Origin of the sequence: Planococcus beigongshangi, from assembly GCF_016820495.1 — a bacterium.
GTDB classification, from domain to species: domain Bacteria; phylum Bacillota; class Bacilli; order Bacillales_A; family Planococcaceae; genus Planococcus; species Planococcus beigongshangi.
In genome coordinates, this window is the sequence record NZ_JADHDU010000010.1 from 49,577 (window position 1) to 67,295 (window position 17,719).

At 47.7% G+C, this 17,719-nt stretch carries 15 protein-coding genes; 11 read left to right on the plus strand and 4 right to left on the minus strand.

From position 1 onward, the window contains the following. Window positions 1-65: 65 nt before the first annotated feature. Entirely contained in the window at window positions 66-1,064 is a 999-nt protein-coding gene (locus IQ294_RS15075; RefSeq protein WP_203334885.1) for a sodium:calcium antiporter, read from the minus strand. A gap of 58 nt (window positions 1,065-1,122) precedes the next feature. Continuing rightward, entirely contained in the window at window positions 1,123-1,632 is a 510-nt protein-coding gene (locus IQ294_RS15080; RefSeq protein WP_203334886.1) for an antibiotic biosynthesis monooxygenase family protein, read from the minus strand. A 207-nt stretch (window positions 1,633-1,839) separates the two neighbouring features. Between IQ294_RS15080 and hemE the strand changes: the two genes are divergently transcribed. The 3 genes from hemE to IQ294_RS15095 all read left to right on the plus strand — a co-directional run bounded on the left by hemE (window position 1,840) and on the right by IQ294_RS15095 (window position 4,410). Next, window positions 1,840-2,883, plus strand: a complete 1,044-nt coding sequence (hemE, locus tag IQ294_RS15085; protein WP_203334887.1) for a uroporphyrinogen decarboxylase — start codon at window positions 1,840-1,842, stop codon at window positions 2,881-2,883. Window positions 2,884-2,913: 30 nt separating this feature from the next. Continuing rightward, complete coding sequence (hemH, locus tag IQ294_RS15090) at window positions 2,914-3,846, plus strand: ferrochelatase (RefSeq protein ID WP_203334888.1); 933 nt, start codon at window positions 2,914-2,916, stop codon at window positions 3,844-3,846. Window positions 3,847-3,939: 93 nt separating this feature from the next. After that, entirely contained in the window at window positions 3,940-4,410 is a 471-nt protein-coding gene (locus IQ294_RS15095; RefSeq protein ID WP_203334889.1) for a FixH family protein, read from the plus strand. Window positions 4,411-4,875: 465 nt separating this feature from the next. On the opposite strand, the gene yhfH is transcribed toward IQ294_RS15095, so the two are convergent. Continuing rightward, complete coding sequence (gene yhfH / locus IQ294_RS15100; protein WP_203334890.1) at window positions 4,876-5,001, minus strand: protein YhfH; 126 nt, start codon at window positions 4,999-5,001, stop codon at window positions 4,876-4,878. Window positions 5,002-5,145: 144 nt separating this feature from the next. Between yhfH and lplA the strand changes: the two genes are divergently transcribed. The 7 genes from lplA to IQ294_RS15135 all read left to right on the plus strand — a co-directional run bounded on the left by lplA (window position 5,146) and on the right by IQ294_RS15135 (window position 14,589). Next, on the plus strand, window positions 5,146-6,138 hold the full coding sequence (lplA, locus tag IQ294_RS15105) for a lipoate--protein ligase (RefSeq protein ID WP_203334891.1): 993 nt from the start codon (window positions 5,146-5,148) through the stop codon (window positions 6,136-6,138). A gap of 75 nt (window positions 6,139-6,213) precedes the next feature. Then, a complete protein-coding gene (locus IQ294_RS15110; protein WP_203334892.1) occupies window positions 6,214-6,918 on the plus strand; it encodes a response regulator transcription factor in 705 nt (234 codons plus the stop codon). After that, window positions 6,918-7,937, plus strand: coding sequence for a sensor histidine kinase (locus IQ294_RS15115; protein ID WP_203334893.1), 1,020 nt, complete (start codon window positions 6,918-6,920; stop codon window positions 7,935-7,937). The genes IQ294_RS15110 and IQ294_RS15115 overlap by 1 nt, the downstream gene beginning before the upstream one ends. Beyond that, window positions 7,924-8,697 (plus strand): ABC transporter ATP-binding protein, encoded by a 774-nt coding sequence (locus IQ294_RS15120; RefSeq protein ID WP_203334894.1) that lies wholly within the window; start codon window positions 7,924-7,926, stop codon window positions 8,695-8,697. Before IQ294_RS15115 ends, IQ294_RS15120 begins: the two co-directional genes overlap by 14 nt. Continuing rightward, window positions 8,669-10,606 (plus strand): ABC transporter permease, encoded by a 1,938-nt coding sequence (locus tag IQ294_RS15125; RefSeq protein WP_203334895.1) that lies wholly within the window; start codon window positions 8,669-8,671, stop codon window positions 10,604-10,606. The genes IQ294_RS15120 and IQ294_RS15125 overlap by 29 nt, the downstream gene beginning before the upstream one ends. Before the next feature lie 99 nt (window positions 10,607-10,705). Then, window positions 10,706-12,268, plus strand: a complete 1,563-nt coding sequence (locus IQ294_RS15130) for a fatty acid--CoA ligase family protein (RefSeq protein ID WP_203334896.1) — start codon at window positions 10,706-10,708, stop codon at window positions 12,266-12,268. Between the two features lie 338 nt (window positions 12,269-12,606). Further along, entirely contained in the window at window positions 12,607-14,589 is a 1,983-nt protein-coding gene (locus tag IQ294_RS15135; RefSeq protein ID WP_203334897.1) for a prolyl oligopeptidase family serine peptidase, read from the plus strand. Window positions 14,590-15,165: 576 nt separating this feature from the next. On the opposite strand, the gene IQ294_RS15140 is transcribed toward IQ294_RS15135, so the two are convergent. Beyond that, complete coding sequence (locus IQ294_RS15140; RefSeq protein ID WP_203334898.1) at window positions 15,166-15,942, minus strand: enoyl-CoA hydratase-related protein; 777 nt, start codon at window positions 15,940-15,942, stop codon at window positions 15,166-15,168. A 101-nt stretch (window positions 15,943-16,043) separates the two neighbouring features. On the opposite strand from IQ294_RS15140, the gene IQ294_RS15145 reads away from it, so the two are divergent. Next, on the plus strand, window positions 16,044-17,660 hold the full coding sequence (locus tag IQ294_RS15145; RefSeq protein ID WP_203334899.1) for an ABC1 kinase family protein: 1,617 nt from the start codon (window positions 16,044-16,046) through the stop codon (window positions 17,658-17,660). The last annotated feature ends 59 nt before the right edge of the window (window positions 17,661-17,719 follow it).

The following is a 17,719-nucleotide window of genomic DNA, read 5'->3' on the forward strand; positions in this document are numbered from 1 at the left end:
GAAAATGTGTATTATTCAGTAAATAATAACATAAAAAAAGAGAGCGGAATCCGCTCTCTTCTTAATTAATACGTAAAGTTCATATAAGATGCGACAAAATAGATGATCACGATGACTAGTGATGGCAATGAATATGTCAGGATCGACTTGCTGTTTTTTCTGGCCAGTAAATATAAAGCCAATAATGACATGACCAATACACCAGTTGCAATGATCATCGTTGCACCCGGCGTAGCTGCAGCGATCAGGTTGCCATCCCGATAAACTGGATCAGAGATGGCGAGGATGATCATATTGAAGATGTTCGATCCCAGAATTGCACCGACTGCCATATTGACATTATTCAGGCGCAAGGCGACGAATACTGCAATAGCTTCAGGCAGTGAAGTGGCAGCGGCAATCAGGAAACTGCCGATAAAACTTGAACCGATGCCTGTGATAGTGGCGATTTCATCACCCGTGATGGATAATGCCGTACCGGCACCAAGGATGACCAGTGCTCCAATGATAAAGCCTGTTATTGCAGCTTTAGCAGAAAGTCCTGCGCTAGGATTATCAGGCTCTTCTTCCGCCTCTGCTGCCGCTTCAGCTGCAGGGTCAAGAGAAGGCAATTTATTGATAAGCACCATCCCGACGATATAAACGATGGCGATGATCAATGCGTCCAGCCCGACGCCTAGAATCTGAGTGTCGATCCGGAGCCATAAGGCCAACATGACCAATACTGTCAATAAGATTCCAAGTAATGCTGTGTAGATATTATCCCGGGATGCGCGGTCAAGGATACGGCGTTTGCGCAGCAGGAAATCGAACCCTGCCAGAATGAATAAGTTGAAAAGGTTGGAACCGATCATGTTTCCGACGGCAATATCGGCGTTGCCGATGGCTGCTGCCGAGAAACTTGTTGAAACTTCAGGAAGGGATGTTGCCCCCGCCAGAAGCAATGTCCCGACCATCATGCCGCCCATTGCTGTTTTTTCACTGATGACGTCCGCATACTCCGATAACTTGATCGAAGCATAGACGGTTATGATGCCGGCTATCAAGAAATAAACGAAAACCAATTAATTTTCCTCCTGTTCTGGGTATGTATTTCGCTCTGCCATAAGCAGAGCATGTCCATTATTCATCTTCGGGTTTTGCTCGATAAGTAGTTATATAAGAAGATCCCGAGAAAATATTCACCGGTTTCGCGGCTGATGCGCCTTCCGGTTTGGAATGGGCTTTTGAGAAAGCCTGTGATTCTTTCCATTTTTCAAAGAAAATCGGCGATTCCCATTCAGTCAAAACTACATACGTGTCTGAATCGAGTGGACGCAGGACGCGGAATGCCACATAGCCTGGTTCATTTTCGATGGCACCGGCACGGTTTTTGAAGCGGTGCTCAAATATCGGGCGACCTTCGTCAGTGACTGGGATATTATTGAAAACAAAAAATCCTTTTTCTCTGAATTCTCCAGTTCCTACGACGACTTCATAGCGGCGGGCTGACTGAAAGACAGTTTTGCCTTCTGTTTCATGCAGGACTAAAGTGGTGTTTTCTCCCTGCATGACAACCATGTTTTCTTCAGGATATTTATCTCGTAATTTCTTCATATACTCATAAGTTCCCGTAGTCATGAATAAATTCATTATATCCCCTCCTATATATATAAATACAGTATAACTTTCCCCCGAATAAATATCTGCAAACGTCTTTGTCGAACTGGTGAAGCCATAAGCGTCTAATTTATGACATTTAGCGGTACAATCTATACAATAGAAAATAGAGCGTCTATAGTATATACGGACATAAGAAAGATATGCAATGGACGATAAATTTGAAGGGAAGTTTTTAACATGGCTTTTAATGATACTTATCTGAGGGCGACAAGAGGAGAAAAGACGGATCATGTACCTGTATGGTTTATGAGACAGGCTGGCCGTTCGCAGCCCGAGTACCGCAAGATAAAAGAAAAATACTCACTTGAGGAAATTACGCATCAGCCGGAACTTTGTGCTTATGTAACGAAATTGCCGGTCGACCAGTATAATGTCGATGCCGCGATTCTTTATAAAGACATAGTTACGCCATTGCCGGCAATCGGTGTGGATGTGAAGATCAAAGCAGGCATTGGTCCGGTTATCGACAATCCGATCCGTACGATGGACGATATCAGCCGTTTGGGCGAAATAAATCCCGAGCAGGATGTCGATTATGTATTGAAGACCATCAAATTGCTGACAGAAGAACAATTGAATGTGCCATTGATCGGCTTCTCAGGTGCACCTTTTACATTGGCAAGCTATATGATCGAAGGCGGACCTTCCAAAAGCTATAACAAGACAAAAGCGATGATGGTATCCCAGCCGCAAATGTGGTTTGCATTGATGGATAAACTTGCTGACACCATCATTCCTTACGTAAAGGCTCAAGTGAAAGCTGGAGCGAAAGCCGTTCAAATTTTCGATTCATGGGTCGGCGCATTGAATGTGGAAGATTACCGCATCTATATCAAACCGGTCATGGACCGTATCTTCAACGAATTGCGCAGCGAAGGCGTGCCGCTTACAATCTTCGGTGTCGGTGCAACGCATCTGGCAAACGAATGGCATAACCTGCCGGTGGACGTAGTTGGGCTTGATTGGCGCCTGCCGATCTCGGAAGCCCGCCAAAGAGGTTTGACAAAACCGTTGATGGGGAACTTTGACCCCGCATACTTATTGGCGGACTGGCCTGTAATTGAAGAACGCGTGAAAAAGATCCTTGATATGGGCATGCAGGATGACGGCTATATTTTCAATCTTGGACACGGCGTATTCCCGGAAGTGAATCCGGATACATTAAAACGTCTGACAACCTTCGTGCATGACTACAGTGCGGCTTATAAATCACAGAAATAATCGGATAAAAATTTCTCAAGAGGTGAATTATTGATGAAAAAGACAATGGGTTTATTGGTGATGGCATACGGAACGCCATATAAAGAAGAAGATATCGAACGCTACTATACGCATATCCGCCACGGCCGCAAGCCGAGCGAAGAAAGCCTGGAAGATCTGCGCAGCCGCTACAAAGCGATTGGCGGACTTTCTCCTTTGGCGAAAATCACGGAAGATCAGGCGCAGGCATTATGCGACCGCCTGAATGCTGTTCAGGATGATATCGAATTCAAAGTGTATCTTGGATTGAAGCACATCGAGCCATTCGTTGAAGACGGAGTGGAAGCGATGAAACAGGATGGCATCACCGAAGCTGTTTCAATCGTACTGGCTCCGCACTTCTCGACGTTCTCGGTCAAATCATATAATGGCCGTGCGGCAGAAGCGGCTGAAAAAGCCGGCATCAAGCTGACATCAGTGGAAAGCTGGTATACAGAACCGAAATTCATCCAGTACTGGAGCGAAAAAGTGCGTGATGCCTTCGCTGAAATGTCAGAAGAAGAACGGGCAAAATCTTGCCTGATCGTTTCTGCACATTCATTGCCGGAGAAAATCATTGCGAACGGCGACCCGTATCCGGATCAATTGAAGGAAACGGCAGACCTGATCGCTCAGGCAGCCGGCGTTGAAAACTATGAAGTCGGCTGGCAAAGTGCCGGGCAGACGCCTGAACCTTGGATCGGCCCTGATGTACAGGATCTGACGCGTGAACTCCATGACGTGAAAGGGTATGATTCTTTCGTTTATACGCCAGTAGGATTCGTTGCGGATCACCTGGAAGTATTATTCGATAACGATTACGAATGCAAAGTTGTCTGCGACGAAATCGGAGCGGCATACCGCCGTCCGGAAATGCCGAATGTGCAGCCGTTGTTCATCGACGGATTGGCTGATACTGTCCTGAACAAATTGGCTGAAAAATAAACGATTTAGTTTCCAGCTAACAATGGAATGTGCGGCAGCGTTCTGAGCTGACAGCCACATTTCCGGCTGGAATCCTGGGGGACAATGAATCTTATGAAAAAAATACTATCGATTGCAGCTTTGTCCGGTGTTCTGCTCCTCGGCGCATGCGGAGAAGACGATCATCCGGCAGAAGAAACGCGCAGTACAGAAATAATCGAAACTGAATTCACTTCACCTGCTACAAGCGAACCGGGGGAAGCGATGACTTTATCCGTAGTTGTGACACAGGGGGACGAACTTGTTGAAGATGCGGATGAAGTCGTTTACGAAGTGTGGCAATCCGGCAACCGTGAAGAGGCCGAGATGCTGACGGCTGAGCATGTCGGCGCTGGCGTCTATGAAAGCGAAGCGACATTTGATGAAGAAGGGCTTTATATTGTTCAGGCACATACGACGGCTCGATCGCTTCATGTGATGCCCAAGCAGGAAATCACTGTCGGTAATCCAGATCCCGATTCAATCGTACCGGATGACAGCGACGATTCAGAAAGCAATGTCGATATGGGTGGCCACGGCCATTGATAGAAAAGGATGGATACAGAAAAAAGGCAGGCGCATAAGCGCCTGCCTTTTTTGCTTGTTGAGAAAGAAGTAAAGGTAAGTAATCGATATTCCGCAAAACAGCTGCGCTTTCCTGGTGGCTTGCGCTGAGCTAACTCGGTCTCGTTCCACTTCGCCCGAGTGGATCTCAGCACTTCGCTTACTCACCATGGAGTCTTCACTATTTTGCTCCATATCTCAGCATCACTTTCGATAAAGAAAAATTCAAGAAAATGAGTCCGTTGAAAAAGTAGATATCCAGTTTCTCACAGACTCAAAATGGAGTAGCAGCTGGCGACTCCTGCAGGATATAGAGCGAGTCCTGAGACCCCGCAGATAGCGTAAGCTATCGAGGAGGCTCAGGCAGCTCCCTGCGGAACGCGTCCAGCTGAAACGGAATGATGGAAGCAGATGATGTTTTTCTGCTTTCATTTTGGCAATCAGATACTATACTTCGTCGCAGGAATTGCATTGAGTCCCGTAGCACTCATGCTGTTCTTCAATCTGTTTTCCACAATTCGCACATTGCTTCGGCGGCAGGTTCTTGAAAAATTCGACTACGTTCTCAATCATTCATTCCAGCTCCTTTTTGTTATAGTACTGTGTTGATTAAAAACAGTGTATTATAACAGTTTGAAGAAGTCAACTCTAAACGGTGAATAATTTTCAATAATCCGTTAAACTGGAGAAAGGATACAATTCAAAAGGAGAGAGATTATGTATTTCGTAGACAATAAGGGAATCACAGATCCACGGATCAACCTGGCCATCGAAGAATATTTGCTGAAAAATATGGACGTGGAAAAAGACCCGTTCCTGCTGTTCTATATCAATGAACCATCGATCATCATCGGTAAAAACCAGAACACTGCTGAAGAAATCAACACAGAATACGTGGATTCGAACGGAATTCATGTCGTCCGCAGATTGTCCGGCGGGGGGGCCGTCTATCACGACCTCGGCAACTTGAATTACAGTTTCATCACAGTGGATGATGGTGAAAGTTTCCGCAACTTCCGCAAATTTACGGAACCTGTTGTAAAGGCATTGAACGAAATGGGCGTCAATGCTGAGTTGTCAGGGCGCAACGACCTGATGGCGGAAGGCCGCAAAGTATCCGGGAATGCACAGTTTTCAACAAGAGGGCGCATGTACAGCCACGGTACGCTGATGTTTGATACGAATGTGGATGAAGTGGTTTCTGCGCTGAAAGTCAGCAAGGAAAAAATCGAATCCAAAGGCATTAAATCGATCCGCAGCCGTGTAGCCAATATTTCCGAGTTCCTCCAGGAGCCGATGACGGTTGAAGAATTCCGTTCGAAGATCCTTCATTCCATTTTTGAAGGGGAAGAAAACGTTAAAATCTGGGAATTGACTGATAAAGACTGGGAAGGCATCCACGAAATTTCACGCCAGCGCTACGGCAACTGGGAATGGAATTACGGCAAGTCGCCCAAATTCAATGTGAAGCATTCACACCGCTTCCCTGTCGGAGGCATCGATGTGCGTCTGCAGGTTGAAAAAGGCATGGTTGAAGATGCAAAAATCTTTGGCGATTTCTTTGGCGTCGGTGATGTATCTGAAATTGAAAATGCCATCACCGGTGTCAAATATGAACGCGCCTCTTTGGACGATGCGGTCTCCGGCATGGACATCCCTAAACTGTTGGGCGGCATTACAAAAGAAGAATTCCTCAAATTAATTTATTAAGATATTATGAAGAGCCTGCTTATCAGCAGGCTCTTTTGATAGAATGGAAAGAAAGAGGAAAGGGGGGGATCACTTATGTCTGCACAGCGCATATTCATAGTGGAAGACGATTTGAAAATAGCGGAAATGCTTGCTGAAACGCTTCGGAAATACCATTACGAAGTGGAGACCGCAAAAGATTTCGATCGAATTCTGGAAGAGGCTGAGGCGTTCGATCCCCATCTGGTCCTGCTTGATATCAATCTTCCTTCTTATGACGGTTATTATTGGTGCCGCCAGCTCCGGCTGACAACCACCTGTCCGATCATCTTCATCTCAGCACGTTCAGGTGAGATGGACCAGGTTTTCGCTTTAGAAAATGGCGGCGATGATTTTATCACGAAACCTTTCCATTATGAAATCGTCCTTGCAAAAATAAGAAGCCATCTTCGCAGGGCATTTGGGGAATATGCGTTAAAACAGGAAGAACGGTCAGTGAAAGCCGGCCGTCTTACACTTTATATGGAGCGGATGGAATTGCATGTGATCAATGAAACCATTCCGCTGCAAAAGAAAGAAGCGACGGTCCTTGGTTTATTGCTTGGGCAATATCCGAAAGTGGTATCCCGGGAGCAATTGCTGGAAGAATTATGGGATGAGCAGGCATTTGTCGATGAAAACACGCTCAATGTCAATATGACCAGGGTGCGCAAAAAACTTGCCGATTACGGTGTGCGTTCTGTCATTGAAACAGTCAGGGGAGCGGGTTACCGGCTGCTGCTCGACGAGGGGGAACTTTAATGGTCCGCCTTTTTTTGAAAGAACACGCCGCATACATCGTTTTTCAGGCTGTACTGGTCTCGTTCATCATGATCCTCTACTGGCTTGACGGTTTCCGCAACCTTGATACAGCCGTTTATTCATTCGTCATCAGCATTCTGTTGACCGGCGCTTTTCTCGGTACACGCTATATCAAGCGCCATCGTTATTATAAAAAGATCATGGAAACCCCTGCAGCGATGGAACACATGCTGCAAAAGGATGGACGGTCACCGGAGCAGCTCCAGGTCGACCTCTACCTCCAGAAATTATATAAAGTCTACCAGAATGAAGCCCAGGCATTGTACGCGTCCCAAAACCGCCATCTTCAATTCATGAACCAATGGGTGCATCAGATGAAAACACCGATTTCTGTCATCCAGCTGATGCTTCAGAATCCGGAAGAGCTGGATAAAAAAAGTGTGGAAGAAGAAATCAGCCGCCTGAAAGCGAGTCTGGATACAGTTCTGATGAACGCGCGTCTGGATACATTCGAGCAGGATATGCAGATTGAACAAGTGAATCTGCAAAGTCTCGCAACGGAAATCATTTCCGAAAATAAGCGTCTCTTCATATCGAAACGGGTTTATCCGGTGGTGGATGTGGATGCCCAGTTCCATGCAGCGACTGACCGCAAATGGATGAAATTCGTGTTGGGCCAATTAATAACGAACGCCGTCAAATATACGTTCGAAGAAAATAAAAAAGTCCATATTACGGCGGCCTGTCTGGAAAGTCACCTCCAGCTTTCTGTACGTGACGAAGGGATCGGCATTCCGGCTACGGACATGGCCAGAGTGACCAAGGCGTTTTTCACCGGTGAAAATGGCCGGAAAACAGTGGAGTCGACGGGCATGGGCCTTTATATTGCGAAGGAAGTGTGCGGCAAGCTGGGACACCAATTGTCAATCGATTCAGCAGTTGGCCAAGGAACAACCGTCTCCATCCTTTTTGCGAATCAGGAAACGGTCATACAGGAGGAAAAAAATGCCATTAGTTAAAATTGATGATGTCACCAAAGTCTATGAAGGCAAAGTCACGCACCGAGCCATAAACCAATTGGGTTTTGAAGTTGAAAAAGGTGAATTCCTGGCAATCATGGGTCCTTCCGGCAGCGGTAAAACGACGCTTTTGAATATGATTTCTACCATTGATGAACTGACTTCAGGCCGCATCATGATTGACGGCATCGATCCGCATGAGCTGGGTAAAGATGAACTGGCGCTTTTCCGCAGAAGAAAACTGGGTTTTGTCTTTCAGGATTTCAACTTGCTCCAGATGCTGACGGTTGAAGAGAATCTCGTGCTTCCTCTTACGCTTGATTATATTCCGCTGGATAAAATGGCGGACAGAGTCATGGGCATTGCAGACCGCTTGAGCTTGAAACCGATTCTCCACAAGCGGCCGTATGAGATTTCAGGCGGGGAAGCGCAACGCACGGCAATCGGACGGGCGCTGATCCATAAGCCGGATTTGATCCTTGCAGATGAACCGACGGGGAATCTGGATTCCAAAGCATCACGTGAAGTGCTTGAATTATTATCGGCGATCAACCGGGAAGAAGGCGCGACGATCATAATGGTCACCCATGACCCGATTGCAGCCAGCTATTGCAACCGGGTGCTGTTCATCAAAGACGGCGAATTCTTCAATGAGATATACAGCGATGACCGGCGCCAGACTTTCTATCAGCGCATCTTGAATGTCCTGTCGTTGTTGGGGGGCAATGTCAATGACATTTCGGCAGCTCGCTTACCGTAATGTTCTGCGCAATTTAAGAAGCTATGCCGCTTTCTTCCTTGCGAGTGTCGTCTCTATCATGGTGTTTTTTGTGTATTCGATGTTCATCTTCCATCCATTGTTTGAAGAGGAAGCACTTGGATCGATGGCAGTTCAGGGCATGTTGATAGCTGAAGTCGTGCTATATGTATTCACACTGTTTTTCCTTTTCTATTCGATGAGTGCATTTCTTCAGGCCCGTTCCAAGGAATTCGGCGTACTGGTACATCTTGGAATGACCAAGAAGCAATTGAATAAAATGATTTTCTTCGAAATGATGATTCTTGGGAGCATTTCGACAGCTGCGGGAATCGCTTTCGGTTTTGCTTTTTCCAAATTCTTTTTCATGATCGGCCGTGAAATCATGGAACTGGACTCCCTGCCGCTGTATCTCAGCTGGAAGCCGTTCATGTTAACTATCGGGGCTTTTGCGAGTCTGTTCATCATCATTTCATTTGTCAGTGTAAGTTTTATCCGTACGAAACGGGTGCTGAATCTATTGCACGGCTACTGGAAAGTAGATGAGATGGGGAAGAACTCTTCCATATTATCTATTGCAGGGCTCGGTTTACTGATGCTTGCCTATACGCTGGCGGCACTGGTTGAGGACGAAACCGTCTATATGATGGTTTTCATCATTCCCCCTGTTGCGACAATCGGAACTTATCTTTTCTTCACACACTCGATCCACGCGCTTCTTAATCTTTATAAAAAGAATAAATCTTTATTCTGGCATAAATCCCGGCTGGTCTCGATTGCGGATTCGGCGGTGAAATTAAAAGACAGCGCCCAGATGTTCTTTATCGTAACCATTGTTTCGACTGTTGCGTTCCTGACAGTAGGGACGCTTGCTTCTTTTACATCCTATACTGGCGATTACCGGGAAACGAATCCGCTCAGCCTTGTTTATATTTCCTTTGAAGACAATGAACAGGAACAGGAGCATATCGGCTTACTGATGAATCAGCTTGAGCAAAAAGGGCTGGCGTATGACGTGGCGCAATTGACCGTCAAGCGCCAGACTTCCGAGGCAAGCGGCAATGAAGTCGATATTCTGCAGGCATCGCAGTTCAACCGCCTGGCGTCGACGCTTGGCCATGAGAATGTGAACCCCGCACCAGGAGAAGGGGTTTTCGTCCCATATTCGCAGGATTCCTTAGCTGCATTAAATGAAACGGTGACAGACACGGTCCTCATCGAGAGCGGCATTCCGCTGGTAATCGCAAAAGCTTATCCACATGTTCTGTTTCCGAGCCGAACATTGAATGCCAACAGCATCATCGTCAATGACAGGGATTTCGAGAACATCAATATGCCGCTTCGCGGGTTGACGGCTGAGCTTTCATCTTTTGACTATTACGCATTCGATATTCCCGATTGGACGGCGACTCTCGGTATCGGTGATTCGCTCACGGATCAAATGGATGAAGCATTTGAAACAGGGGATTTTAGCCGGATCTCTTATTATTTCGAAAACCCCGGTGAAGATTACCGCTGGTTTAAATCTTCTTTTGCGCTATTGCTTTTCATCGGTGTGATGGTTGCGCTCGTTTTCCTGCTGGCAGCAGGAAGCTTCATTTACTTTAAGCTTTACACTGATCTTGAAAGGGACCGGAAACAGTATGCATTATTGGTGCGGCTCGGCATGACGGAAAAAGAATTGCTCCGCATCATCAACCGGCAATTGGTGCCGCAATTCTTCCTGCCATGGACGATTGCACTGCTGCATAGCTGCTTTGCTTTTATTTCATTGCAGGTGGTGTGGGACGAATTTGCCGAACTCTCCATATTAGGGGAGATGGCGATGGTCCTTGCAGGCTTCACAATTGTCCAGCTGCTCTATTTTTATCTGATCCGCTGGCGGTATATCTCGCATCTTCAGGCATCGTGATTTCACGGTGCCTGTTGTATTGTCTGAAGATTTATTTTATAATGAACAAAGTGACGATTATGAATGAGTATTCATTCAATATGAAAGAGGGATGTAAATATGAATTTAGTTAAGCGTGTCCATGAAATCGCCGGCCAGAATCCATCGAAGGCGGCCTACCATTTTATGGGGAAAGACACTTCGTATGGTGAATTCGAACAAACGGTCGGCAAGTTCGCCAATGCACTGGAATCGATGGGTGTCAAAAAAGGGGATCACGTTGCATTTCTGTTGAGCAACACACCACATTTCCTTATTTCCCTTTATGCGACAATGCGGATCGGGGCTACAGCTGTTCCCATCAATCCTATTTACACGCCGGATGAAATCGCTTACATAGTCAATAACAGCGACGCGAAAGTCGTTATCGCTCTGGATGCCCTTCTGCCGCTTGTAGAAAAAGCGCATATGGCACTTCCTGCTGTCGAATCGTATATCATTTGTGAAACAGATCCGGCTACTGGAGACAAGCTTGCTCAATTGCCGGATCCCGTAAAAGGGAAAGTGCATGCTTTCAGCAATCTGTTGTTCACAGCGGCATCGGTGACGCTGCCGGTCGTAGTGTCGGAAGATGATACAGCAGTCATCCTGTATACATCAGGAACAACGGGCAAACCGAAAGGCGCGATGCTGACACATGGCAATCTGTATTCCAATGCGAGAGATGTCGGTGAATATTTGAAGATTTCTTCAGCTGACCGCGTGATTGCCACATTGCCTGTGTTCCATGTATTCGCCTTGACTGTCGTAGTCAATGCACCGCTGATCCAGGCAGCGACTATCGTTCTGGTGCCCCGTTTCAACCCGAAAGATGTTTTTGATGCCATCAAAGCGACAAAAGCGACTGTATTCGCCGGAGTGCCGACCATGTATAATTTCATGTATCAATTCCCTGATGCGAAATCGGCTGATTTTGAAACCATCCGTATGGCCATTTCGGGTGGATCTGCCTTGCCGGTTGCATTGCTCCATAACTTTGAAGACAAATTCAATGTACGCATTTCAGAAGGCTACGGCTTGTCTGAGGCTTCACCGGTTACTTGTTTCAACCCGATCGACCGCGAGCGCAAAGCTGGTTCGATCGGTACGTCGATCGTCAACGTCGAAAACAAAGTCGTCAACGAACTTGGGGAAGAAGTGGCTGTCGGAGAAGTGGGCGAATTGATCGTCCAGGGACCGAACGTCATGAAAGGCTATTATAAATTGCCGGAAGAAACAAATGCGGCGATCAAAGATGGCTGGCTCTATACGGGTGATTTGGCGACAATCGATGAAGATGGTTATTTCTTCATCGTCGACCGCAAAAAAGACATGATCATCGTCGGCGGCTATAACGTCTATCCGCGTGAAGTGGAAGAAGTGCTGTTTGCACATCCGGGTGTTTCCGAAGCGGCTGTAGTCGGCTTGCCGGATGCTGATTTCGGTGAATCGATCAATGCTTATGTCGTATTGAAAGACCAGGTTTATACGACGGGTGATCTTCATAAGTACTGCACTGAACATCTTGCGAAATACAAAGTGCCTAAGCATTTTGAAATCCTTGACGAACTGCCGAAAAATACGACGGGTAAAATCCTGCGCCGTTCATTGAAGGATCAGGCATTGAAGCAGAATAACAGTTAAGTGAATGGGACCTCCGGCAAAATTGCCGGGGGTTTCTTTTTTTAGGAAGGATATCACTGTGTTTAATCTTACATAAGTTGAACTAATAATCTTTAATAACCGATATTCCGCAAAATAGCTTCGAAGATCTGGCCGACGCCTGAGAGGCCGGATCTTTGCGACGAGCGCAGCGGTGGAGCATAATCTTTACACTGTCCAAAGCGGCGAAGCGGCAGATAAATGCCGTTTCTTTAATTCAATTAATATGATTTCGAAATACATTGAAAGTACTGACAGTTTTCATTATAGTGAAAGAGTAAGTATTGCGGTAATCGAAATAATTTCGAGGAGGAAACAGCGTGGCTAAAAAAGCAGTGGAAACAAAAGATCTGACAAAATTGATATCGGTGGCAGATCCGCATATTTCGCCTGATGGCAAACAAGCGGTATTTGTTGAGACACATATGGATGAAGAGGAAAATACATACATAACCAACCTGTGGCATATCGACATCGAGAGCGGCGAATTGACCCAATGGACGCATGGCAAGCAGCGTGTTTCGTCACCGCAATGGTCGGAAGACGGAAAGTCTGTGGCGTTTTTATCCGACCGCAACGGGAAGAGCCAGCTCTATCTATTGCCGACAGGCGGAGGGGAAGCCCGCGAGCTGACTGATTTTGAAAAAGGGGTCAATAGTTTCGTCTGGTCGCCGTGCAATAAAAAGATCTGGTTCAACGCAATGGTGAAGGAAGGCAAGACGTTCACTGATAAAGAAGAAAAAGAAGAAAAGAAAATGCCGGAACCTTATCTTGTCGACAAGATGAAATACAAAATGGACGGCATGGGCCTTTTGCCGAAAGAGATCCACAGGCAAATCGGCGTAATCGACATCGAATCGAAAGAAGTTGAGCAGATCACAGACGGATCGCACCATCACGGACTGGAAGCGGTATCGCATGACGGCAGCAAACTCGTCTACGGGGTGACCCGTGAAGAGAATCTGGATTTCGTATTCCGCCAGCCGCTTTTCATCTATGATATCGAAAGCAAAGAGGAAACGCCGCTCGTGGATGAAGACGGTTATTTTGGTGCAGCGGTATTTTCGCACGATGATGCACATATTGCGTATATCGGCAGTCCGCGCCAATTCCAAAATGCGACGCATACGGAATTGTATGTCCATTCGATCCAATCGAAGTCGACCATCTGTTTGACTGAAGGCTTGGATATTCCAGTCGGCGATTACGCAGTGGCTGACCACCAGCAAAGCGCGAATGCACCAGGCGCTGTCTGGACAAAAGACAACCATCTTTATTTCCAGGCATCGGCTATGGGTGATGTGCGGCTGTATTTCGCATCGCTTGACGGCGCTGTCTATCCCGCATCCCCGGATATGGAGCATGTCTACGGCTACGATGTAGCGAGGAGCGGGGAATTCGCCCTTGCCACCATCTCGAACCCGGTGGACCCTGGTGAACTGTATCATTTGACGATCGCTACCGGTGAACGGAAAGCGCTGACTTCATTCAATAAAACCTATTTGGAAGAAACGGAGCTGATCGCTCCTGAACTGATTATTGCCAAAGGGGCGAAAGACTGGGCAGTCCATGGTTGGCTGATGAAGCCTCATGGTTTTAAAGAAGGGGAGAAATATCCCCTCGTCGTCAATATCCACGGCGGCCCGCATGCGATGTATGCCAATTCATTTTTCCATGAAATGCAATTGCTGGCGGCCCGCGGTTTCGGTGTCCTGTATGTCAATCCGCGCGGCAGCCACGGCTACAGCCAGGAGTTCGTCGATGCGGTAAGAGGGGATTACGGTGGAGGCGATTACGAAGACATCATGAAATCACTCGACGGTGCCATCGAAGCGAACAGCTGGATCGATACGGAGCGCCTCGGGGTTACGGGAGGCAGCTACGGCGGCTTCATGACGAACTGGATCGTCGGCCACAGTAACCGCTTCAAAGCGGCTGTGACGCAGCGCTCGATCTCGAACTGGATTTCTTTCTTCGGAGTATCGGATATCGGCTATTATTTCTCCGACTGGCAGATGAATGCGGATATGATGGATGTCGACAAGCTATGGCATCATTCTCCGCTGAAATATGCGAAAAATGTGGAGACGCCGTTATTGATCCTCCATTCGGAAAACGATTACCGCTGCCCGATCGAACAGGCGGAGCAATTGTATATCACGCTGAAGAGCATGGGCAAAGAAACGGAATTTGTCCGTTTCCCGGAAGCCGACCATAACCTGTCACGCACAGGCAAACCGAACCTGCGCTTTGCACGCCTGGAGCAGATTGCCGGCTGGATGGAGAAATACCTGAACGAATAAAACAGAACACAAAAAGAGGCCATCCGATTGTGGGATGGCCTCTTTTGATAAATATTATCTAAAGAGTGTCATTTTCTATAATCATTTCGCAGCATATCTTTTAATGTCTCGAAGCTAGCGCAGCGATGCAGAGACAGGCGTACGCTTTCCGCGGGCATGGCCTGAGCCTCCTCGCTCGCTTCGAAAACCGATGCTCCACCAGCGCTCTGCGCTTCGTCGCACAGGTTTGACCGAATGCTGTTCGGTCAAACCTTCACTGTGGGGTCTCAGGACTCATTTCGCTCCTTCGCTTCGCTGCGTCACTGCTCCCGCAGGAGTCGCCACCTGCTGCTACATTCTGGTTCCGTATAGTATTGAAGTGTTCCGTTATCAATCAATAGAAAATTAAAGACTTCTCTTTTATAGAAGAGAATCAGAGATATGAAGCAAAACAGCGAGACTCCCCGGGGATCAGGCGAATGCCGACGAAGTGCTGAGATCCACTCGGGCGAAATGAAACGAGCCCGAGTTAGCTCAGCGCAAGCCCCCAGGAAAGCGAAGCTGTTTTGCGTAATATCGGTTATTAAACCGCAACTATTATTTCCCTTTAAAAACCGGTTTGCGCTTTTCGCCGAATGCGAGCAGGGCTTCCACGCGGTCTTCTGTCGGGATTGTCAGTTCATATGCTTTTCGTTCAATATGCAAGCCTGTCTGCAGGTCGGCATTCATGCCATTCTTGATGGCGAATTTTGCCTGCTGCAAGGCAATCGGGCCATTCGCCAGCATCATATCGGCAAACGCACCCGTCACGTCCGCCAGTTCTCCAGGAGGAGCAATGCGGGTCACAAGGCCATATTCCAAAGCCTCTTCAGATTTCAGTCGACGTGCTGTCAGGATCAATTCCAGCGCCTTCGCTTCACCGATCAGGCGGGGCAATCGCTGTGTACCGCCCGCCCCCGGAATGATCGCAAGACTTGTTTCGGTCAGTCCAAGAAGCGTATTGTCGGCAGCGATGCGGAAATCACAGGCGAGCGCGAGCTCCATGCCGCCTCCGAACGCATAGCCGTTGATCATGGCGATAGTAGGCTGCGGAAGGTTTTCGATAATGGAGAAAACTTCCCCGATTTTATAGATATTGCGTTTCACGTGCTGATCAGTCAATGTTTTCCGTTCTTTTAGGTCGGCTCCGACACTGAATGCTTTTTCGCCCGCCCCCGTAAATACCACGACCCGGATATCCGGATTGATGCGGATCGATTCGACTACCTGTCCAAGTTCTGTCAGCATCTCATAATTGAACGCGTTCATCGCATCTGGGCGGTTCAATGTGATAAAGGCCAGGTTTTCCTTTTGTTCGTAATGGATTGATTCCATTTCCATCCCCCTCTGATTGATTGCCATCCAATAAAAACATACCACTTTTTGGACTATTCCGCCATCTGTCCCTATAATAAACTCAGAGAGGAGCGCTGCTTATGAATCAGATTGGCTTTATCCGCATCATCCGAATCGTTGCCATGGCTTTGAAATTTTTTATGCGGGCAACGTTCTTCCAGAGACGCCACCGGGGCAATTGGAATCCGCTTGTAGAAGAGAAATGGAATAAGCTTGTCACATCGATGGCCAAGGAATATAAGATCCTGGCTCTTCAATTGGGCGGCTTGATGATCAAGCTCGGGCAGTTCCTGTCGACCCGCGCGGATATCATGCCACCGACTTTCCTGGCTGAACTCGAAGGGCTGACAGACAGGGTGCCTTCGGTTGCCCGTGAGAAAATCGTCGGCGTTCTTGAACAGGAATGGAATACACCTTATACCACTTACTTAACACATCTTTCAGATGAAGCCGTCGCTTCCGCTTCCATCGGAGAAGTGTATAAAGGAGTGCTGAAAGATGGGACGGATGTAGCGATCAAGGTGCAGCGTCCGGGCACGGGGCGGATATTGCGTGCTGATTTCAAGGCCGTACGGTTCGTCATCTGGTTCGCGCGAAAATTCACCGGGTTGACGAAACAAGTCGACTTTACCCAATTATATGTGGAAATGACAGAAACGATCGGCGCAGAATTGAATTTTCAGCAGGAACTCCAGAATGGCCGGAATTTCGCTGAACGCTTCGATGAAATGGATGGCATCCAGTTTCCCCGTTATTTTGATGAACTGTCTACGCGCCACGTGCTGGTCATGGACTGGATTGAAGGGGCGCGCATCACTGACCTTTCGTTCATCGAAAAGAATGGGCTGGACCGCTTTGAAATTTCAGAGCGTCTGTTCATCCTGTTTTTGGAGCAGGTGCTCTACGGAGGGCAATTCCATGCCGATCCCCACGGCGGCAATATCCTGCTGAAAAAAGATGGAACGATTGTACTGATCGATTTCGGCATGACCGGTGTTATCCGGAAATCCGATTCGGTGGCGATTCTGCGGATAGCGGAAGGCATCATCTTCAAAAACTACGATCAGGTGCTTGATGGTCTGCAGGAGCTCCGCTTCCTGTTGCCGCATGCGGACCGGGAAGTGTTGAAAGACGCCATCTCCCGGCTGGTCACTGCCTACGAATCCAATGAATTGATGGAGATGGACAGCTTTGTGGTGGAACGCCTGTTGCGGGATCTTCAGAATATCGTCCGCACACAGCCTGTGCAGCTGCCATCGGAGTTTGCCTTTTTTGGCCGGGCGGCATCGATCTTTGTCGGCGTGCTTCATGTGCTGAATCCGAAAGTCGATCTGATGGCTCTTGCCCGTCCGCGCATCCTTGAATGGGCTTCTTCACAAAAAGAGGGGGAGAAAGTATTCGGGCGAGGCGATGTGCTCCGCTGGATCCTGAATTCCACCGGACCGCTGCGCGCGTTTCCTCAGAAAGTCATCAATTATCTGGAGGAGCCTGAACGGATGCGCCATTACCTTGAAAACCGGGACGGCCGCATGCGCGAATACAGGAGAGACCTGCAAAGCAGGATGTTTGCAGGCATTTTCAGTATCCTGTCATTTGCGGGAATTTCGATTTCGGTCTGGTTCTCACACGAACCGTATCTTTGGGTTTCCTCAGGTGCTTTCGTTGCGTCTCTCATCGTTTACCGTGCCATCAAATAAACCTCCGCGCAAAGGGCGCGGAGGTTTTTATGGTGTGCCCGGCATGGGCGTAATCTATA